We start from the raw sequence: 16,220 nt of genomic DNA, 5'->3' as shown, positions 1-16,220 counted from the left end.
TGACCTGCCCCCACGATTAGATACAACACTCAGTTAGTAACGTCGGAATCTTCATTCTCAGAATGACCCTTTCTCCAGCCCGCTGCAAATTCAGACGGTGTCTGATAATTCAGCGTGGAGTGCGGGCGGCATTCGTTATAATCCTGCCGCCAGTCATTAATAATTTTCCTGGCATGAACGATATCGCTGAACCAGTGCTCATTCAAACATTCATCGCGAAATCGTCCGTTAAAGCTCTCAATAAATCCGTTCTGCGTTGGCTTGCCCGGCTGGATTAAGCGCAACTCAACACCATGCTCAAAGGCCCATTGATCCAGTGCACGGCAAGTGAACTCCGGCCCCTGGTCAGTTCTTATCGTCGCCGGATAGCCTCGAAACAGTGCAATGCTGTCCAGAATACGCGTGACCTGAACGCCTGAAATCCCAAAGGCAACAGTGACCGTCAGGCATTCCTTTGTGAAATCATCGACGCAGGTAAGACACTTGATCCTGCGACCGGTGGAAAGTGCGTCCATGACGAAATCCATCGACCAGGTCAGATTGGGCGCCGCCGGACGGAGCAGCGGCAGACGTTCTGTTGCCAGCCCTTTACGACGTCTTCTGCGTTTTACGCCCAGGCCACTGAGGTGATAAAGCCGGTACACGCGCTTATGATTAACATGAAGCCCTTCACGGCGCAGCAACTGCCAAATACGACGGTAGCCAAAACGCCTGCGCTCCAGTGCCAGCTCAATGATGCGCCCTGATAAATGCGCATCAGCAGCCGGACGGTGAGCCTCATAGCGGCAGGTCGACAGGGATAAACCTGTAAGCCTGCAGGCACGACGTTGCGACAGACCGGTCGCATCACACATCAACATCACGGTTTCCCGCTTCTGGTCTGTCGTCAGTACTTTCGCCCAAGAGCCACCTGAAGCGCCTCTTTATCCAGCATGGCTTCGGCAAGCAGCTTCTTGAGTCTGGTGTTCTCTTCCTCAAGCGACTTCAGGCGCTTAACTTCAGGCACCTCCATACCGCCATACTTCTTACGCCAGGTGTAAAACGTGGCATCGGAAATGGCATGCTTGCGGCAGAGTTCACGGGCGGGTACCCCAGCTTCGGCTTCGCGGAGAATACTGATGATCTGTTCGTCGGAAAAACGCTTCTTCATGGGGATGTCCTCATGTGGCTTATGAAGACATTACTAACATCGGGGTGTACTAATCAACGGGGAGCAGGTCAGGTCAGGTAAACGAGCACATCCTTGTCGTTTACGTTACTTCTGGGTGAGAGAAATAGATACTGCTGTTTATCCTCACTACCATGTTGTTTTATTTTTGAATAAAGATCTCTTTCGTGGGTTAGGGAGTGCAGAGAATCCTCAAAGCCTCTGGAGGATGATACAGGGCGCATGGATGAGTGCATTAGATTTACGTGACTATGATGAATACAGGCCGTTGGTCGAGTTTCCCGATAATCCAGTTTATGTGTTGGACATAAATGCCAGTGATTACTCAGAGCATTATAAGCGACTCGTATTTCGGTTAAGCTATCTTGCGAAACAGCGAACGAAAGCATACAGCTCACGAGAGCGCTCAATGGGATGTAGCCAGTATTAATGAACGTTGAAATAATGTTAATTAACCGAACACGTTCTGATCGGAGCGGGCATGCAGGATTTTGGTTGTAATACTGCGATAAGCGGATCTGAGCTATGAGTGAGCATAGGGTAGGAGCGTATACGGGTGATCAGTCCGACTGAAATCCGTCGGTGTACAGAACTGGATAAGCGTTATGGTACTGTAATATCTATGGTATCTTAACTATGAGTAATTCATCTGTCCTGTATGGGAAAGCACTGCGGCACTGTCGAATAATTAGCAAAGTTAGCGCGGCACATAAACAGCGGATATGTGCTTATTGGTACTGTTGCTCTGCACTTATTTAGGCTGGATATGACGTATATGGGATAAACAACTGAGCCTGTCAATAACTGTTGTAATCGAGGCTAACTAGAAGCCGCGCCTGGAATTCGGCGTTGTCTGAATGGAGATCTCAACATGACCAACCCTATCGGAAATGAAAACCCTGTCATGGAAGCCGGGGAGGATCGATATGGCTATGATGAACTGGCTGGGGGCCTTGCTCGTCGACTATTGGCTCTGGAGAAGACGTCCGGTACGGTGATTGGCATTGAGGGGAAATGGGGATCTGGAAAAACCAGCCTTCTGAATCTTCTGCTGAAACATCTGGACGCGGAGCATGATAAGGATACACACATTCTGCCTGTTTCCCCGTGGCTCAGCCCACCCGACACCCCGATGATACACTCTCTGCTGTTACCTGTCGCAGCAATATTGGATGAACTAGATTCTCGTTCTTATTCTGCACTGAGAAAAAAATTACAATGGGTGCGGAAAATTCCGGCTTCGCCCCTAGCGAAATCTTTGCTCGACTATACCCAACAGGCATCTGGGCGTCTCGCCCCGCTGGCAGAGTTTGGAGGTAATTTCATCCCTGGACTAGGTATTGTTTCCCAAGGTATGGAAACTGTATCAAAACTTGACTTATCGGTACACAGGGACACTACAGAACAGTTGAGACGACGTATTGAAGATGGTATTTCAAAATCAGGTCTCCGTTTTATTGTCATAATTGACGATCTAGACAGGCTGGAACCCGCACAGGCAGTAGACGTACTACGTATGGTAAAAGCTGTGGCTGGTTTTTCTGGTTTCCATTATATCTTATGTTATGACCCGGGGGTTCTGTCTCATGCCGTTGAGCAGGAGCTCAAGGTATCTGACGGTCGTCTGTTTCTACAGAAAATAATCCCATTATCTTTCTCACTACCTCACCACGAGTCTTTCGACCTTCAGCGAGAGTTGCTACGAGGTACGCTTGAGTTGTACGAACAGGTAAACAACGATATACCAAGTGAGGCCGAACATGCCGATTTACATAAAGCCGCATTGATCTATGGTCAGGAGCTCACAACGCCACGAGAAGTCAGCCTTGTACTCAGTGCCTTAGCGTTCCGCTATGCCGATATCAGGGACTATGTATACTTCCCGGATTTGTGCCTTCTACAACTTGTTCGAGTGACGAACCCGGGGCTGTATGATTGGATAGAAAAATACCTTACAAAGTATTTCGTCAGTGTTTCTGGTGAGCTCAGTTTTACAGATGCAGAACAAAATAGGTTGAAAGAAGAGCTTAAAATCAACCTTGCTCAATATGTTTCTCCGGAACCAGGTTCGCTGGATGAGCTTGGAGGCTGGGTGCCGGGGATTGTTGAGCTGGCCGATGAAACATATCTCTTCAACCGAGATGCAGAAGTGAGCAATGAATCACGGCTAAATCATAAACGCCTCGGCAGCACAGCTTACTGGCGCTACTATTTTGCGTTTTCGGCCCCGCAAAATGTTCTACCCCCGCATATGCTGGATGAATTACTGTTCAGGTTCGGTATCCCGGAGGAGTGGGAAATACTTGCGTTTGAGCTATTAAGTAGCATCCGAGAGATTAGCCTCACTCAAGTTACTTGGTATGACCACATTCTCAGTCGATTGACGGCTCGTAGAACCGCTACTCTGAGCTTTAAACAGTGTGAGGGACTTTTATGGTTCTTCTTTAACTTCAGTGATCAGGTCAACGAGTTACTAAGAGCCAAAGGCAGATATGACTCCGGTAATGCTACTGGGTTGCAGGAAGTCTGCAATCTCCTTATTAGGATACTTTCACTGCACCGCCAAAGAGGTCTTTGGTTACTCAGAAAGCTATTTCTTGAGGGAGACGCGAGAGGCTGGCTGGCGCAATGTATGCGTGATCTACTATGGGCTCACGGGATCAGGGGCAATCGTCCATGGGAAAAAGAAGAGCAGTTTTTGTCCGGAACTGAGGTGGAAAGCCTGCGGGAAGCTCTGGCGATTCGCATGAGTTCAAAGGATATGCTGAATGCTATCTTCAGTCAGCAAGATCTGTGCGGCTATCTGTATTCTTGGCGTGATATTGATTCAAACGACCAGGTCTCCGTCTGGATCACTCAAGTGACCCTAAGTAATGACGGTTTTGTTAATCTTCTTTATGGTCTAAGGGGATATGCATGGAACTCAGTGATAAAAAACCACCGTTCTCTGAGAACAGATAATATCGAGCCCCTACTCGGACCAATTTCAACGATTATTGACCGTCTGAAGGAACTGTGCTCAGAGCCACGATTGTCCGCTATGTCTGAGGACCTACTCAAAGCACTGCAAAGATCAAATCGGGGCTTGATTATTTAACTTGGCCTTGTGCCTGATTTATCTCTCAGTAGTACTAAGTTGAACAAGCCTCCATAGCAATACGCGTCCTAAGCTCAAATTGTTAATACCAATGCTTCTGAACGTGCTTATGTGATGTTACTCCTGAAGTAAACGCAAGATGCTGGCTACTTTGGGGGCCAGCACATCGCGACATGGTACCAACTCGGTCAGAGTCATCAGCACTAAGCGGAATAAATTATTGTCGTCTCATAAACTCTTAGTTACGCTAACCAGTAATTTTTCAACCGTGACATAACCTGTCAACCTGCTCATGTAAGATCATAAAACATGATGAACAACACGGAAGTGAAAATGAGTAAAAAGAATCTCTTATTGGCCACGCGGCTTGCGGATATCTTGCTACGTTTAAACCGTGGAGAGACGTTAACGCTTAGCGGTCTGGCGGAAGAATATGGCGTGCATCAGCGTACCATCCGTCGCGATATAGAGGAACGCCTCGCCGTTGCTGGCATAGAAAAAGACGCGAAGCTAAATGGCTACACTATGCGGCCTGAATATCTCGGCAAGTTTGATGCGTCAAGCATTGATACCTTTGCTAAGGTCGCTGGAGTCAAAGGGCTGTTTCCCGTGATGGACAGAAAAATGCTCCAGTCCATGTTTTACCCGGTAACAGAACCGAATATTCTGGTTAGGGGCCATCATTATATTAAGAATGATCAGCAAACCGAGAATTTCGTGCGCCTGCAGCAGGCGATTGATGAGCGCCGACGCGTATCATTTAGCTTTTATAAGCGCGCTGAGCAGAAAAGCTACACCGTAGAGCCTTATCAACTGATCAACCATAACGGAGTCTGGTATCTCGCCGCCAAGCATCAAGAAAAAATTAAGAAATTTACGCTTGGTAAAATATCAGCCCTCAACTGCACCTTTGACCTCTTTGAACGCTCACCTTCGCTGCTTAAAGAGTTGGAAAACGAAGAAAGCGTGTGGAGCAATGAACAGAAGTTTGAAGTGGTAATCAAAGTTTCCCCCGACGTGGCTGAATATTTTCAGCGACGTGATCTTGTAGTCGGGCAGGTTATCGAAAAAGAGCTTAATGATGGTGGGTTAATTATCTCAAGTAATGTGTCGCATAAAAATGAGGTTTTGCCTGTGGTGCAATATTGGCTCCCTCATTTGAGAATTATTTCGCCTGAAAGTTTGCAACAGGAAATGGAAGCAGAGATTAAAAATTATCTGGGTATATAAGGGAAGAACATGGCAGGAAGTAAAAATGGTAAAAAAGAATTTGCCAAAAAACTATTAAAGGTGGCTGAACAATACAATGTGATTGTTGCGGCCACGATGAGTGCGGGAAAATCCTCCCTTATTAACGCGCTATTGGGTAATGAAGTTCTTTACTCTGCCAATGAAGCCGCAACGGCGACGTTGACGCGAATTACCCATAATCGAAATTTACGCAAGCGAATAGAAGGGGTGAGCTACACCCAACAGGGCAAATGTCATGAACGTAGTAAAAATCTGCAAAGTGCGACTATCAGGCAGTGGAACGACAATCAGGCGGTGAAGTACATAGAGCTGGATTGCCGTATTGAGGGCCTGCGTAAAACGGCTAAGCCGCTGGCTATTTACGACACCCCTGGGCCGAACAATAGCCAGGATGCCAGCCATAAAACCCTGCTAGAAGAGGCTCTGACGCTACCGGGAAAAAAATTGCTGGTCTACGTACTCAACGCAACCCAACTGGCGACTCAAGACGACAAACAACTGCTACAAGAGATTAAAGATAGTCCGGCCTTGGCCTCAGGTAACCAGATTATTTTTGTCCTTAATAAGGTGGATCAACTTGATGATGAGCGCGGCGAGACGATTGAACTTTTCCTTGAAAAAACCCGGAACTACCTGGAGCAAACGGGATATTCACGGCCAGTGATTATCCCGGCGATGGTGCAAACATCTTTAATTGCAAAAAAAGTGCTCAGTAGTAAAGACATTACCCGTAATCAAAGACATCGCTTGCAGACTGAGCTTCAACGATTTAGGAAGAACAAATTTAACCTCAATGAAGCATCATATGTCCCTGTCGCTATTAAGCGACAAGTTCGCGCTGAATTAAAAAGAAACCAGCCTGCAAATATGCAATCTGAGGTTTTTGATAAAACTGAACTGACACAATTTATTGCCTACAGCGGTATTCGTACCCTGGAGATTTTTCTTTCACAGCATAATTAATTATTCGGAAAACTATGAACAGTATTTATCTGGAACATAACCCCTTTACCGTTGAATCAATATTTCTGGTTAACGGCGTAGAGCCTGCATCGGGCTGTAAACTCTCCAGCTATAAAGAAGCGCGTTTGCAGCTTTGGGTGGAGTCACTCTTTGCCGAGTTGCAGGCGTTGTTAAACGGAGAAACGCAGCTTGATGTAGAGTTTAAAGGCGTTGAATCCGATTTCATGGATGTGCAGGAGGCCGCCGCTGTAGCTCGTGAAAAAGGTATGGAAATTAATCTACGCTGGCAGCCAGTGCGGGCAACGGAAGATCGTCTGGACGAGATTAACGCGCTGATGGAGGAGGCGAAGCTCAACCCACAGTTTAATGACTACATCATTAACAACGAACAGGTACGTAATGATTTTCGGGAAGCCTTTAATAACGATTTTAACGTGTATGTGGTTGCGACCATGTCCTCGGGCAAATCAACGTTAATTAATGCCATGCTCGGACAGGATCTGTTGCCTGCGGCTAACGAAGCCACCACGGCGACTATTGCGCAAATCATCGATGATAAAACAACAGGGAATCATTTTGCCGCGCGCCGTTTTTCCAGCCGTGGTGAGGAAGAATCGCTGCCTGAAATCAATGCCAATACCCTCAAAGAGTGGAACCAGCAGCCGGATACGCAGGAAATTGAGCTGCGTGGCAATATTGTGGCGATGCAGCCGCGCGACCATGTTCGTCTGGTGCTAACAGACACTCCGGGGCCAAACAACAGCCAGGATGCGGATCACGCGTTGAAAACGATGAGCTTCATCAAGGATTCGAAGCGTAATCCGCTGATTCTCTATGTATTAAATGGCACTCAGTTGAGCACCGACGATGATAAAAGGTTACTGAGTCTGGTTTCGGAAACCATGCAAAAAGGCGGTAAGCAAAGCAAGGATCGCTTTATTTTTGTGGTGAATAAGATGGACGAATTCGACCCGGAAAAAGGCGAGTATGTCGGTGCAGCACTTGAGAGAATTAAGAAATATCTTGAGAATAATGGCATCAATAATCCGCAAATTTACCCTATTTCCGCGCAGTTAACTTACCTGCTGCGTAAACATCCTGACAGCCTGACCCGTAAAGAACGCGGCGATTTAAGTGGCATGACGGATCTGTTCCTCGAAGAACCTACGATGAACTTCCCGGAATACATGCCGCTCACCTCGCGCGTGCGCCGCAGCCTTGAAGAACGAGGCTTCACCAATGCACTCAAGCGAAGCGGCCTGCCTGCTGTGGAAGTGATGATTGATGAATATATCGATAAATATAACGTTCCCACGCGTTTGAATCGTGCTTATACCGCACTGCATCGTGCAATTGAGTTGGGGATGAAAGAAACTCAGCTGGCTGAACAGCTTAAGAAAGATGAGAAAGAGCTGGCGATGATTAATGATGAGATTAATCTTCTGCAAGAACGGCATAAAAAGGGGCTGGATACCGAAGCTTATAAAGAACAGGTTCGTCGTGAAGGGAAAGGGCTACCGCAGTTTATTGCTGATAAATTTACCCATGAAGATCAGAAGTTCCGCCGCCTGCTAAATGAATTGTCTAATGAAATTAGCGCCCAGGGCGAGGTGGATATAAACCGTGCAAAAATTGAATTAGAAAATGCCGAGCGGAAACTGACCTTTGCCAGTAACGATCTGATCGGTAATTTTGAAATCGCCTTCTCGGACGGACAGCAGCATATTAAAGACGAATTACAAAAAGATTATCTGAAATTTATTGCCGAGATATTTGAGGGAACCCGTACACTAGCTTTGCCTATGCTACAGGGACTTAAAGAAAGCATGCAAGATATGTCGCTTAACCTTAGCCTCAATGAGCGCGATGTTAAGACCAAAGAGGAACGTTATAACGGCCGCGAGGTCAGTGATTCTAGCTGGTATAACCCTTTCTCCTGGGGGCGTACCCGTACCGTGTATGATTACCGCACCGTTGAATATGTCGATATGAATAAAACCTGGGAGGAGAAACGAACCATTATCGAAAGTGAGTTTAATGACTTCCGGGCCAAGGCACTGAAAAAAGTGAGAGACGATAAAGATAAACTAGTGAAAAACTACCTCGATTTTATTGAGCGTGAATTTAATGAGAAGTTTGGTGCTTTAGTCGACGCGATGCAAGAACAGTTAAATAATAAAGAGGTTCGAGAGCAGACAATTGCTGCGGCGAGAGAGCAGCAGCACTGGATTATCGATTTTAAAGCGAAACTTGATAATACGCTGGCTATTTAATAAAGGGAGTTATGATGGACGATAAAGCTAAAAAACGTCGAATCTTGCGACAGAATTTACTGGAGCAGTTAACCCGTAACGAACTGGAAAGTGAGGAAATACGTCAGATTGTTGCTTCGAGCGCCGCTATTGCTGATTTATTTGATGATTACCTGGTCAATGAGATCTTTGCTGCCATTGAACCAGATGAGCTTGACTGGAGCACCGGGTATTATGATAGGCAGCGTAAACTGGCACAGAATAACTTCTCCGAGAAGCGCATTAGTCATCTTATTGATGTCCGTGAGTATCTCGTTCGTAATGGTATCGCTGGCTTTGCAAAAATGCCGGTAACACGACGTCCTGAGGAAACTAATAAAATGAATATGCAAGGTTATTTACCGGGTGCAAATCTGGTTAAAATGGTTGAAAACGGCACCACCAGTCAGGCCCGCTCGGCTTTAATTAATGAGCTTGAAAATAACCGCCTAGAGGATACCATGATAAACAAATCCGTCGCCTGGGCTCAGGCCCGGGTCGCTGATTTGTTTGCCGACTACGAAGAAAACACGTTGGCCGGGAAAATGAATAACGACCCTAATAAGTGGAATGATGATTACTACTACCAGCAGATCTCCTACATCAATGTTAACTTTTCTAAAGTTCGCTTTGAACACTTGATTACGGTGCGCAATACGCTGCGCCAGCGCGGAGTGAAAGGATTTGAGCGCATTATCATCAAGCCAAAAACTCAACCACAACCCCAATCCCAACAGGTGCGGACAGCTTCTCGCCCGCAATCTGGTTCTTCTTCCTCTCAGCCGGGTTTTTTGCGCGTAGCGCTGATGGCGGGCGGGGCGCTTGCGGTGCTCGCGGCGCTGGTGATCTCTTTACTCTAAAGGTGGATTTATGTCGCAAAAAATGATGACACCATCGCGCCTCAAAGAGCTTGAGCAGCGCACGGATGTGACTTTGCAATCGGCAAGAGTGCTTATCAACCGCAGTTATCTGGCGGAGATGAAAAACTACCCTTTGCAGACTGTCGCTACCCAGACTGGGTTGCCGGTCAACCGCTCTGGGGATATTCGTATATTCCGCATTGAACGTATCGTGCAGGAAAACAAACAGTCGGTGCTTGAAAGTACTACGGCTGCCTATACCGCGCTGGGCGCAGCCGGCTATGCTGTTTTTCTGTTCCTGAAGTCCGATGGACGTGAAACCAATTTGTATATTGGTACGCGTGGTACGCCGGGCAAAATGCTGGGGCATAATTCTGGCGAGCTGCTCAAAGAAACCTTTAAAGGGCATTTTTCCGGTAGTAGCCTGGTGCCGCTAGCGGCAGATGAAACCGATGAACTCCTTGCGGGGGCGCTGGCGCAACAGGATGAGCCTTCGGCAACCATCACCGCCGTTACCGGTGTGCCGTCTTTGTCCACGGATAATCATGAACACTTTATGCAGGGGCTGGAACATTTCATCGATGCTGCGGAAAGCCGGGTTTATCAGGCTCTGATCCTCGCAGAACCGGTTTCGCCGCAAAATCTGGATGTGATTCGCACAGGTTACGAGCAGGTGGCGACCCAGCTTTCCAGTCTCGCAAAAAGGCAGTACTCATTTGGCGTTCAGGACAGTGAAAGCGTAGGTTTGAGCATCAGCGAGGGGTTAAGCCAGTCGCTGGGCGAAAGCCTGGGAATGACCGAAACTAAAGGCACCTCGGACACTACCAGTAAATCGACCAGTAAAAGTTGGGGAGAGTCGCAAACCATCAGCACGTCCGATGCTTTCACACGCACCTATGATGACTATCACCAGTCACGTGCTACGGGCGATAGCATGGGGGTAGTGCGCGGTATCGGTAGCCTGCTGAAAAATGTGGTGTTACCAAGAAACATTTCTGGCAGCATAAATAGCGGAGGGTCGGAAAGTCTTTCTGAAAGCCATACCGACAACCTGTCGCAAGCCAGCAGCACAACGACAAGCAAAACTGATACTACCAGCCGCACCGATAGCCACTCGCTGAACAAAACCCAGGGCAGCAGCCAGCAAATTTCGCTGGAAGTAAGCGATAAGACCATCGAAAAGATGCTGGAAAAAGTTGACCACCACCTAGAGCGCGTGAACGAAGCTCGTACCTACGGTGGCTGGCAAACCGCAGCCTACTTTATCGGTGACAGCGCTGCCTCGTCTGAATCCTTAGCGAGCATTTTCCTCGGGTTGATGCGCGGCAGTCGCTCCAGTACTGAAGACTTTGCTCTGACGACCTGGCAGTCTCAAAACAAAAGGGTAGTACTCGACTGGTTAGCTACGCTTACACATCCGCGTCTTACCCCAGCCTTCTCTGAAGGCATCAATATTGATTACCTGACACCCGCCACGCTGGTATCGGGTAAAGAAATGGCGATTCAGCTTAGCCTGCCGCGCCGTTCAACTTCCACTGTGGCAGTACTTCAAACTCAGGCTTTCGGGCGTAAAGTTCAGCGTCTTGACAGCAATGGAGAGAGAACACGAGCCGATCGTGAAATCAGCCTTGGTTCTATACGCCACTTGTGGAACGATCTGCCACAAACTATCAATCTGGATGTTAACCAGCTGGCGAGTCATCTTTTTGTCACGGGCTCAACCGGGGCCGGTAAAAGCAATACCATTTATGAGCTTCTTTCCCAACTAGGCCTCCATAATGTGTCGTTTATGGTTATTGAGCCGGCAAAAGGTGAGTACAAACATATGTTTGGTCACCGTAACGACGTCCGGGTGCTGGGCAGTAACGCGAAATACAGTGAGTTGCTGCGTATCAACCCCTTCCGTTTCCCGGATGAGACTCACGTCCTTGAGCACATCGATCGGCTGGTGGAGATCTTCACCATGTGCTGGCCGATGTATGCCGCGATGCCCGCCATCCTTAAAGAGGCCATTCTGCAAAGCTACAGCGAATGCGGTTGGGACATGGTCACCTCTGTTAACCGCTTCACCCCGGCCTTATTCCCGACGTTCAACGATCTGCTGGTGCAGTTGAAAGCCGTGATCGATGATTCTGCCTACTCCCAGGAGCTTAAAAGCAATTATACCGGCTCGCTGGTGACGCGAGTGAAATCATTGACCAACGGACTAAATGGGCTGATTTTCTGCGGCGAAGAAATTGATAACGCAGAGCTGTTCGACAGTAACGTGATTGTCGATCTCAGTCGCATTGGTTCTCAGGAAACGAAATCGCTGATTATGGGGATCCTGGTCATCCGCCTGAGTGAACATCGCGCTGCGTTTTCAGGCATGAATCAGCCGCTGAAACACGTCACCGTGCTGGAAGAGGCACACAATATCCTCAAGCGCAGCACCTCCGGCGGCGGTGGGGAAGGGAATGATATTACGGGAAAATCGGTGGAGATGCTCTCCAACGCGATTGCCGAGATGCGTACGTGGGGAGAAGGATTTATCATTGCCGATCAGTCACCTTACGCCGTTGATATTTCAGCGATTCGTAATACCAACACGAAAATAATTATGCGTCTGCCGGATGAAGCTGACCGACGCATCGCCGGGAAATCTGCTGGATTAAACGACGATCAACTTGATGAGCTTGCGCGTCTGCCAAAAGGGGTGGCACTGGTTTATCAGAATGACTGGCTTGAGCCTGTGCTGTGCCGGATTAATAAGTTTGCCGGGAAAGAAGAGACCTACCGTTATGAAGCTACCGCAGTAAGTTCGGGCAATGCCCAACTTTTTAACCAGCAACTGATTGCCTGGCTGATGGCTTCGCGCCTGCGACAGCCACTGGCGATCTCGTTGGAAACTCTGGAGGCTGGGCTGGAAGGTAGCTCCCTGGCAACCGGGCAAAAAATTGTGCTGAAAACGCTATTCGAAGAGTTCCGCACAACGGGAGAAATTAGCCTGCAAAACGAACAACATTTTGCCCGCCTGGCAAAGCTGGTCGTTAACCTGCTGGATTGCAACTCCGCCATTGAACGATGTGTTCGTACTACGCCGGGCTTTGATGAATTGGCGCAGTCGTTCCGTCAGCTTATTGTTAAGCAAACCGGTGAATTGCCTGCGGGGATTGAATTGGCGGTACAGCAGTGCTTCATGCGTGAGCTGGCTGGCAGAAATGATGAATATCTGAAGGTATATGCCGCATGGCGTAAACACGTCACCCCGGAGACTGTAGCATGATTGAGATGACCGTTTTAAAAGAGCTGGCGGTGGAATCACTGGGGGAGCTGTTGGAAAGCGTGAAGGAGATACGCATTGAAGACATTAATGTCAAAGAGCTCGACAAGCCTGTTGATCTGGAACTGCCGCGTAATGAGTTGACTCCGCTTTCCGAAGAAACCAAAGAGGTATTAAGCGAGGAAGGTTACACTGATGAGGTGATCGAAAGTATCAACAGCGAAGAGGAGGCAGCGATTTATCGGGATGCAGGTCTCGAATGTCAGACGGTTAACGGTAATGACGCATTAATTAATACTGAAATCGACCTGGATCAAACTGATGCGTTAGGTGATACCAACCTCGAACGTATGGAAAAGGGCAAGTCGCCGTTGGATGCCAATGGTAAACCGATTGAATTACATCACGTCGGGCAGAAGCCTGATTCCCCGCTGGCGGAGCTGACCCACGCGCAGCACATGGAAGGTGGCAATAACACTATTTTGCACGACACAACCAAAGAGTCTGAAATTGATCGTGGCGCCTTTGCTAAAGAGCGTGAGGCACACTGGAAAGCACGAGCTGAAGAGATTAAACAACGTCAGGAGGAGGCAGCATGAAGACGTTAGCGCAACAGGTTGCGGCGCAAGGTGCCGATATTCGCCCTGCCGAAGAGAATGAAATTACTACTGCGGAACAGGTACTACGGATGCAATTTTCCCCAGAGTATAAAACCTATTTGTCTGAATTCGGTTTGATTGCCTTTGGGGCAACTGAGATTAGCGGCCTTGGGGTTCCTGCGACGTCGCATCTGAATATTCTGAGCGCGATAGAGCCGCTTCGTAAGGGTAAGGACTATCCGCCGCAGGCTGTACCGCTTTGTGATATTGGTGATGGCTACTATTACCTTTATGATAATCAGCAGCGCAAAATCCTCACCTGGTCGATGATTAACGGAGTTGTGGAAACTAGTGAGGAGACACTGGAGGCGTTTCTGCTGCGTATCATCTTCGACGTTGAGTCATAAAAACTGACGCATTATTCATTTATAGTACAAACCCGCCAGTCACGAAAAGCTGGTGGGTTGTAGGACATTCATCATTCCCTCCTATATTATTCTTTCTCTTCGATATCTTTCTCATCATCACCTCAGAGAAGTGCTACGTTACAGTGTGCTTATTCCTTTGATAGTTCTTATTAGTTATTCCCTACAAAAAGAAAGCCCTTTGCGAATACTTGGTTTTCAGTGCTACTATTTGGTGGCGTCAATTGAGTTAACTGGTTATTTATCAGTTATATTGGGGTGTAAAACCGTCGCAGTTACTGTCTTTTTATATAGTATTTGAGACTGGTCAAGTTGGTGGCAAAGTCTCAGTCGGCGTTTCCAGGAATATGGATCATCACGCTAGAGTGTATTCAGTGTAATGGTCGCTCTTGCCTCTGAAGTCGGTCATGGAATGTTTATGGATAAATTGTCAGAGAAATTGCCGTTTGATGCTTCGAAGCTTTTCGAAGCCCTTACGTATCAGTTAGTTGTTGCGCTTGAATACTGCCATAAGCTGGAGAAGGGGAAACGCCTCTGGGTCGAGGTGTACGGCGATGTAACCTTGGAGGATGTGGCTCAGGTGGAGGTCAAGCTATATGCCGATACCTTGAGAGATGGCCACCAGAACATCTGGAACACCTTGAATAACTGGTTGAATAAAGCGTTTGACCATAAGGCCTACGAAAGCCTGATACTCTTGACGAACCAGGAGTACTCACCCAAGTCTACCCTGACCGACTGGAATTGCTCCACCGCTGGCGAAAAGCTCGCTTTACTGCGTGCGATCTACGACGGTGCCGAGCAGCGCTTTGCCGCCTCCAAGGCGACGGAGCCATCGGAAACCCTACAGTTGCAGCGGTCGGTCATGGATCTGGCAATCAGAGACGATTTGCTGGAGGTGCTGGAGCGCGCGGTATTCATCACCGGCTCGCCTTCGCTCGACGAGCGACTCCATGCCTATAAGGTGGAAAAACTCAGGGTCATACGGGAGTCGAAGCAGCAGACCTTCATGGATGACATCTTGGGCTTCATTGGCAGCTCGCGGTACATCAATATGTAGTGGTTTACTGAATTTGGCCACCTGAACAGAGGTGATATGCTCACCTCAGAACATTACAGGTGCCTCAATGAAAAAAAGAAATTTCAGCGCAGAGTTTAAACGTGAATCCGCTCAACTGGTCCTTGATCAGAACTACACCGTTGCAGCTGCGGCCAGTGCTATGGATGTGGGTCTTTCTACCATGACGCGATGGGTAAAGCAGTTACGGGATGAACGACAGGGCAAAATACCTAAAGCCTCCCCTATAACCCCGGAACAGATTGAAATACGTGAGCTGAAGAAAAAGCTACAACGCATTGAAATGGAAAACGACATATTAAAAAAGGCTACCGCGCTCTTGATGTCAGACTCCCTGAACAATTCTCGTTAATCGGGAAACTCAGAGCGCAGTATCCTGTGGTCACACTCTGCCACGTGTTCGGGGTTCATCGCAGTAGCTACAAATACTGGGAGAAAAGCGCCGAAAAGCCAGACGGCTGGCGAGCTGTGTTACGCAGCCAGGTTCGGGAGCTGCATAACATCAGCCATGGCTCTGCTGGCGCAAGAAGTATCGCCATTATGGCAACCCTGAGAGGCTTCAGAATGGGACGCTGGCTTGCTGGCAGGCTCATGAAAGAACTGGGGCTGGTGAGTTGTCAGCAGCCTACCCACCGGTATAAACGTGTTGGTCATGAACACATCGCTATCCCGAATCGCCTTGAGCGACAGTTCGCAGTGACAGAACCTAACCAGGTGTGGTGCGGCGATGTGACGTACATCTGGACAGGCAAGCGTTGGGCTTACCTTGCAGTTGTTCTCGATCTGTTCGCAAGGAAACCAGTGGGCTGGGCAATGTCATTCTCGCCGGATAGCAAGCTGACCATCAGAGCGCTGGAAATGGCGTGGGAAGCTCGCGGTAAACCAGCCGGAGTGATGTTCCACAGTGACCAGGGTAGCCACTATACAAGCAGGCAGTTCCGGCAGTTACTGTGGCGTTGCCAGATCAGGCAGAGTATGAGCCGACGTGGAAACTGTTGGGACAACAGCCCGATGGAACGCTTCTTCCGTAGTCTGAAAAACGAGTGGGTGCCAGTGACAGGTTATATAAACTTTAGCGATGCTGCTCATGCGATCACAGACTATATCGTCGGGTATTACAGCTCGCTAAGGCCGCATGACTATAACGGTGGGTTGCCCCCAAACGAATCGGAAAACCGATACTGGAAAAACTCTAAAGCCGTGGCCAGTTTTAGTTGACCACTACA

General features: G+C 48.3%; 12 protein-coding genes. 11 read left to right on the top strand and 1 reads right to left on the bottom strand.

The window, feature by feature from the left end; translation table 11 throughout:
• Positions 1-29 precede the first annotated feature (29 nt).
• Positions 30-1,150 (bottom strand): IS3-like element ISSen4 family transposase gene (locus tag OGY71_RS14120; RefSeq protein WP_136754148.1). Its coding sequence is split into 2 segments (ribosomal slippage): positions 30-892 and positions 892-1,150, totalling 1,122 coding nucleotides; the frame shifts between segments, so codons are not numbered across the junction.
• Between the two features lie 52 nt (positions 1,151-1,202).
• On the opposite strand from OGY71_RS14120, the gene OGY71_RS23195 reads away from it, so the two are divergent.
• From OGY71_RS23195 to OGY71_RS14070, 11 genes are all read left to right on the top strand, one after another.
• A complete protein-coding gene (locus tag OGY71_RS23195; RefSeq protein WP_353622301.1) occupies positions 1,203-1,598 on the top strand; it encodes an inovirus Gp2 family protein in 396 nt (131 codons plus the stop codon).
• 441 nt (positions 1,599-2,039) lie between these two features.
• On the top strand, positions 2,040-4,265 hold the full coding sequence (locus tag OGY71_RS14115; protein WP_286613430.1) for a KAP family P-loop NTPase fold protein: 2,226 nt from the start codon (positions 2,040-2,042) through the stop codon (positions 4,263-4,265).
• A 333-nt stretch (positions 4,266-4,598) separates the two neighbouring features.
• The gene (locus OGY71_RS14110) at positions 4,599-5,495 is read left to right on the top strand and encodes a helix-turn-helix transcriptional regulator (RefSeq protein WP_286613429.1); all 897 of its coding nucleotides are present in this window, start codon (positions 4,599-4,601) and stop codon (positions 5,493-5,495) included.
• A 9-nt stretch (positions 5,496-5,504) separates the two neighbouring features.
• Positions 5,505-6,479: a dynamin family protein gene (locus tag OGY71_RS14105; RefSeq protein ID WP_286613428.1), complete on the top strand. Its 975-nt coding sequence runs from the start codon at positions 5,505-5,507 to the stop codon at positions 6,477-6,479.
• Between the two features lie 14 nt (positions 6,480-6,493).
• Positions 6,494-8,752: a dynamin family protein gene (locus tag OGY71_RS14100; RefSeq protein WP_286613427.1), complete on the top strand. Its 2,259-nt coding sequence runs from the start codon at positions 6,494-6,496 to the stop codon at positions 8,750-8,752.
• An 11-nt stretch (positions 8,753-8,763) separates the two neighbouring features.
• Entirely contained in the window at positions 8,764-9,630 is an 867-nt protein-coding gene (locus OGY71_RS14095; protein ID WP_286613426.1) for a hypothetical protein, read from the top strand.
• 10 nt (positions 9,631-9,640) lie between these two features.
• Positions 9,641-12,895, top strand: coding sequence for an ATP-binding protein (locus OGY71_RS14090; protein WP_286613425.1), 3,255 nt, complete (start codon positions 9,641-9,643; stop codon positions 12,893-12,895).
• Positions 12,892-13,491 carry an HNH/ENDO VII family nuclease gene (locus tag OGY71_RS14085; RefSeq protein WP_286613424.1) on the top strand — a complete coding sequence of 200 codons (600 nt, stop codon included), beginning with the start codon at positions 12,892-12,894 and terminating at the stop codon, positions 13,489-13,491. Before OGY71_RS14090 ends, OGY71_RS14085 begins: the two co-directional genes overlap by 4 nt.
• The gene (locus OGY71_RS14080) at positions 13,488-13,898 is read left to right on the top strand and encodes an SMI1/KNR4 family protein (protein ID WP_286613423.1); all 411 of its coding nucleotides are present in this window, start codon (positions 13,488-13,490) and stop codon (positions 13,896-13,898) included. The genes OGY71_RS14085 and OGY71_RS14080 overlap by 4 nt, the downstream gene beginning before the upstream one ends.
• Positions 13,899-14,334: 436 nt before the next feature.
• Positions 14,335-14,976, top strand: a complete 642-nt coding sequence (locus OGY71_RS14075; RefSeq protein WP_286613422.1) for a hypothetical protein — start codon at positions 14,335-14,337, stop codon at positions 14,974-14,976.
• 67 nt (positions 14,977-15,043) lie between these two features.
• A protein-coding gene (locus OGY71_RS14070; protein ID WP_100216202.1) for an IS3 family transposase occupies positions 15,044-16,212 on the top strand; the annotation gives its coding sequence in 2 pieces (ribosomal slippage) (positions 15,044-15,293 and positions 15,293-16,212; 1,170 coding nt in all).
• The last annotated feature ends 8 nt before the right edge of the window (positions 16,213-16,220 follow it).

Source organism: Citrobacter sp. Cpo109, from assembly GCF_030332565.1.
Classification (GTDB): domain Bacteria; phylum Pseudomonadota; class Gammaproteobacteria; order Enterobacterales; family Enterobacteriaceae; genus Citrobacter; species Citrobacter portucalensis.
The sequence above is the reverse complement of the archived record's forward strand: the minus strand, read 5'-3'. Positions and strand labels throughout refer to the sequence as shown.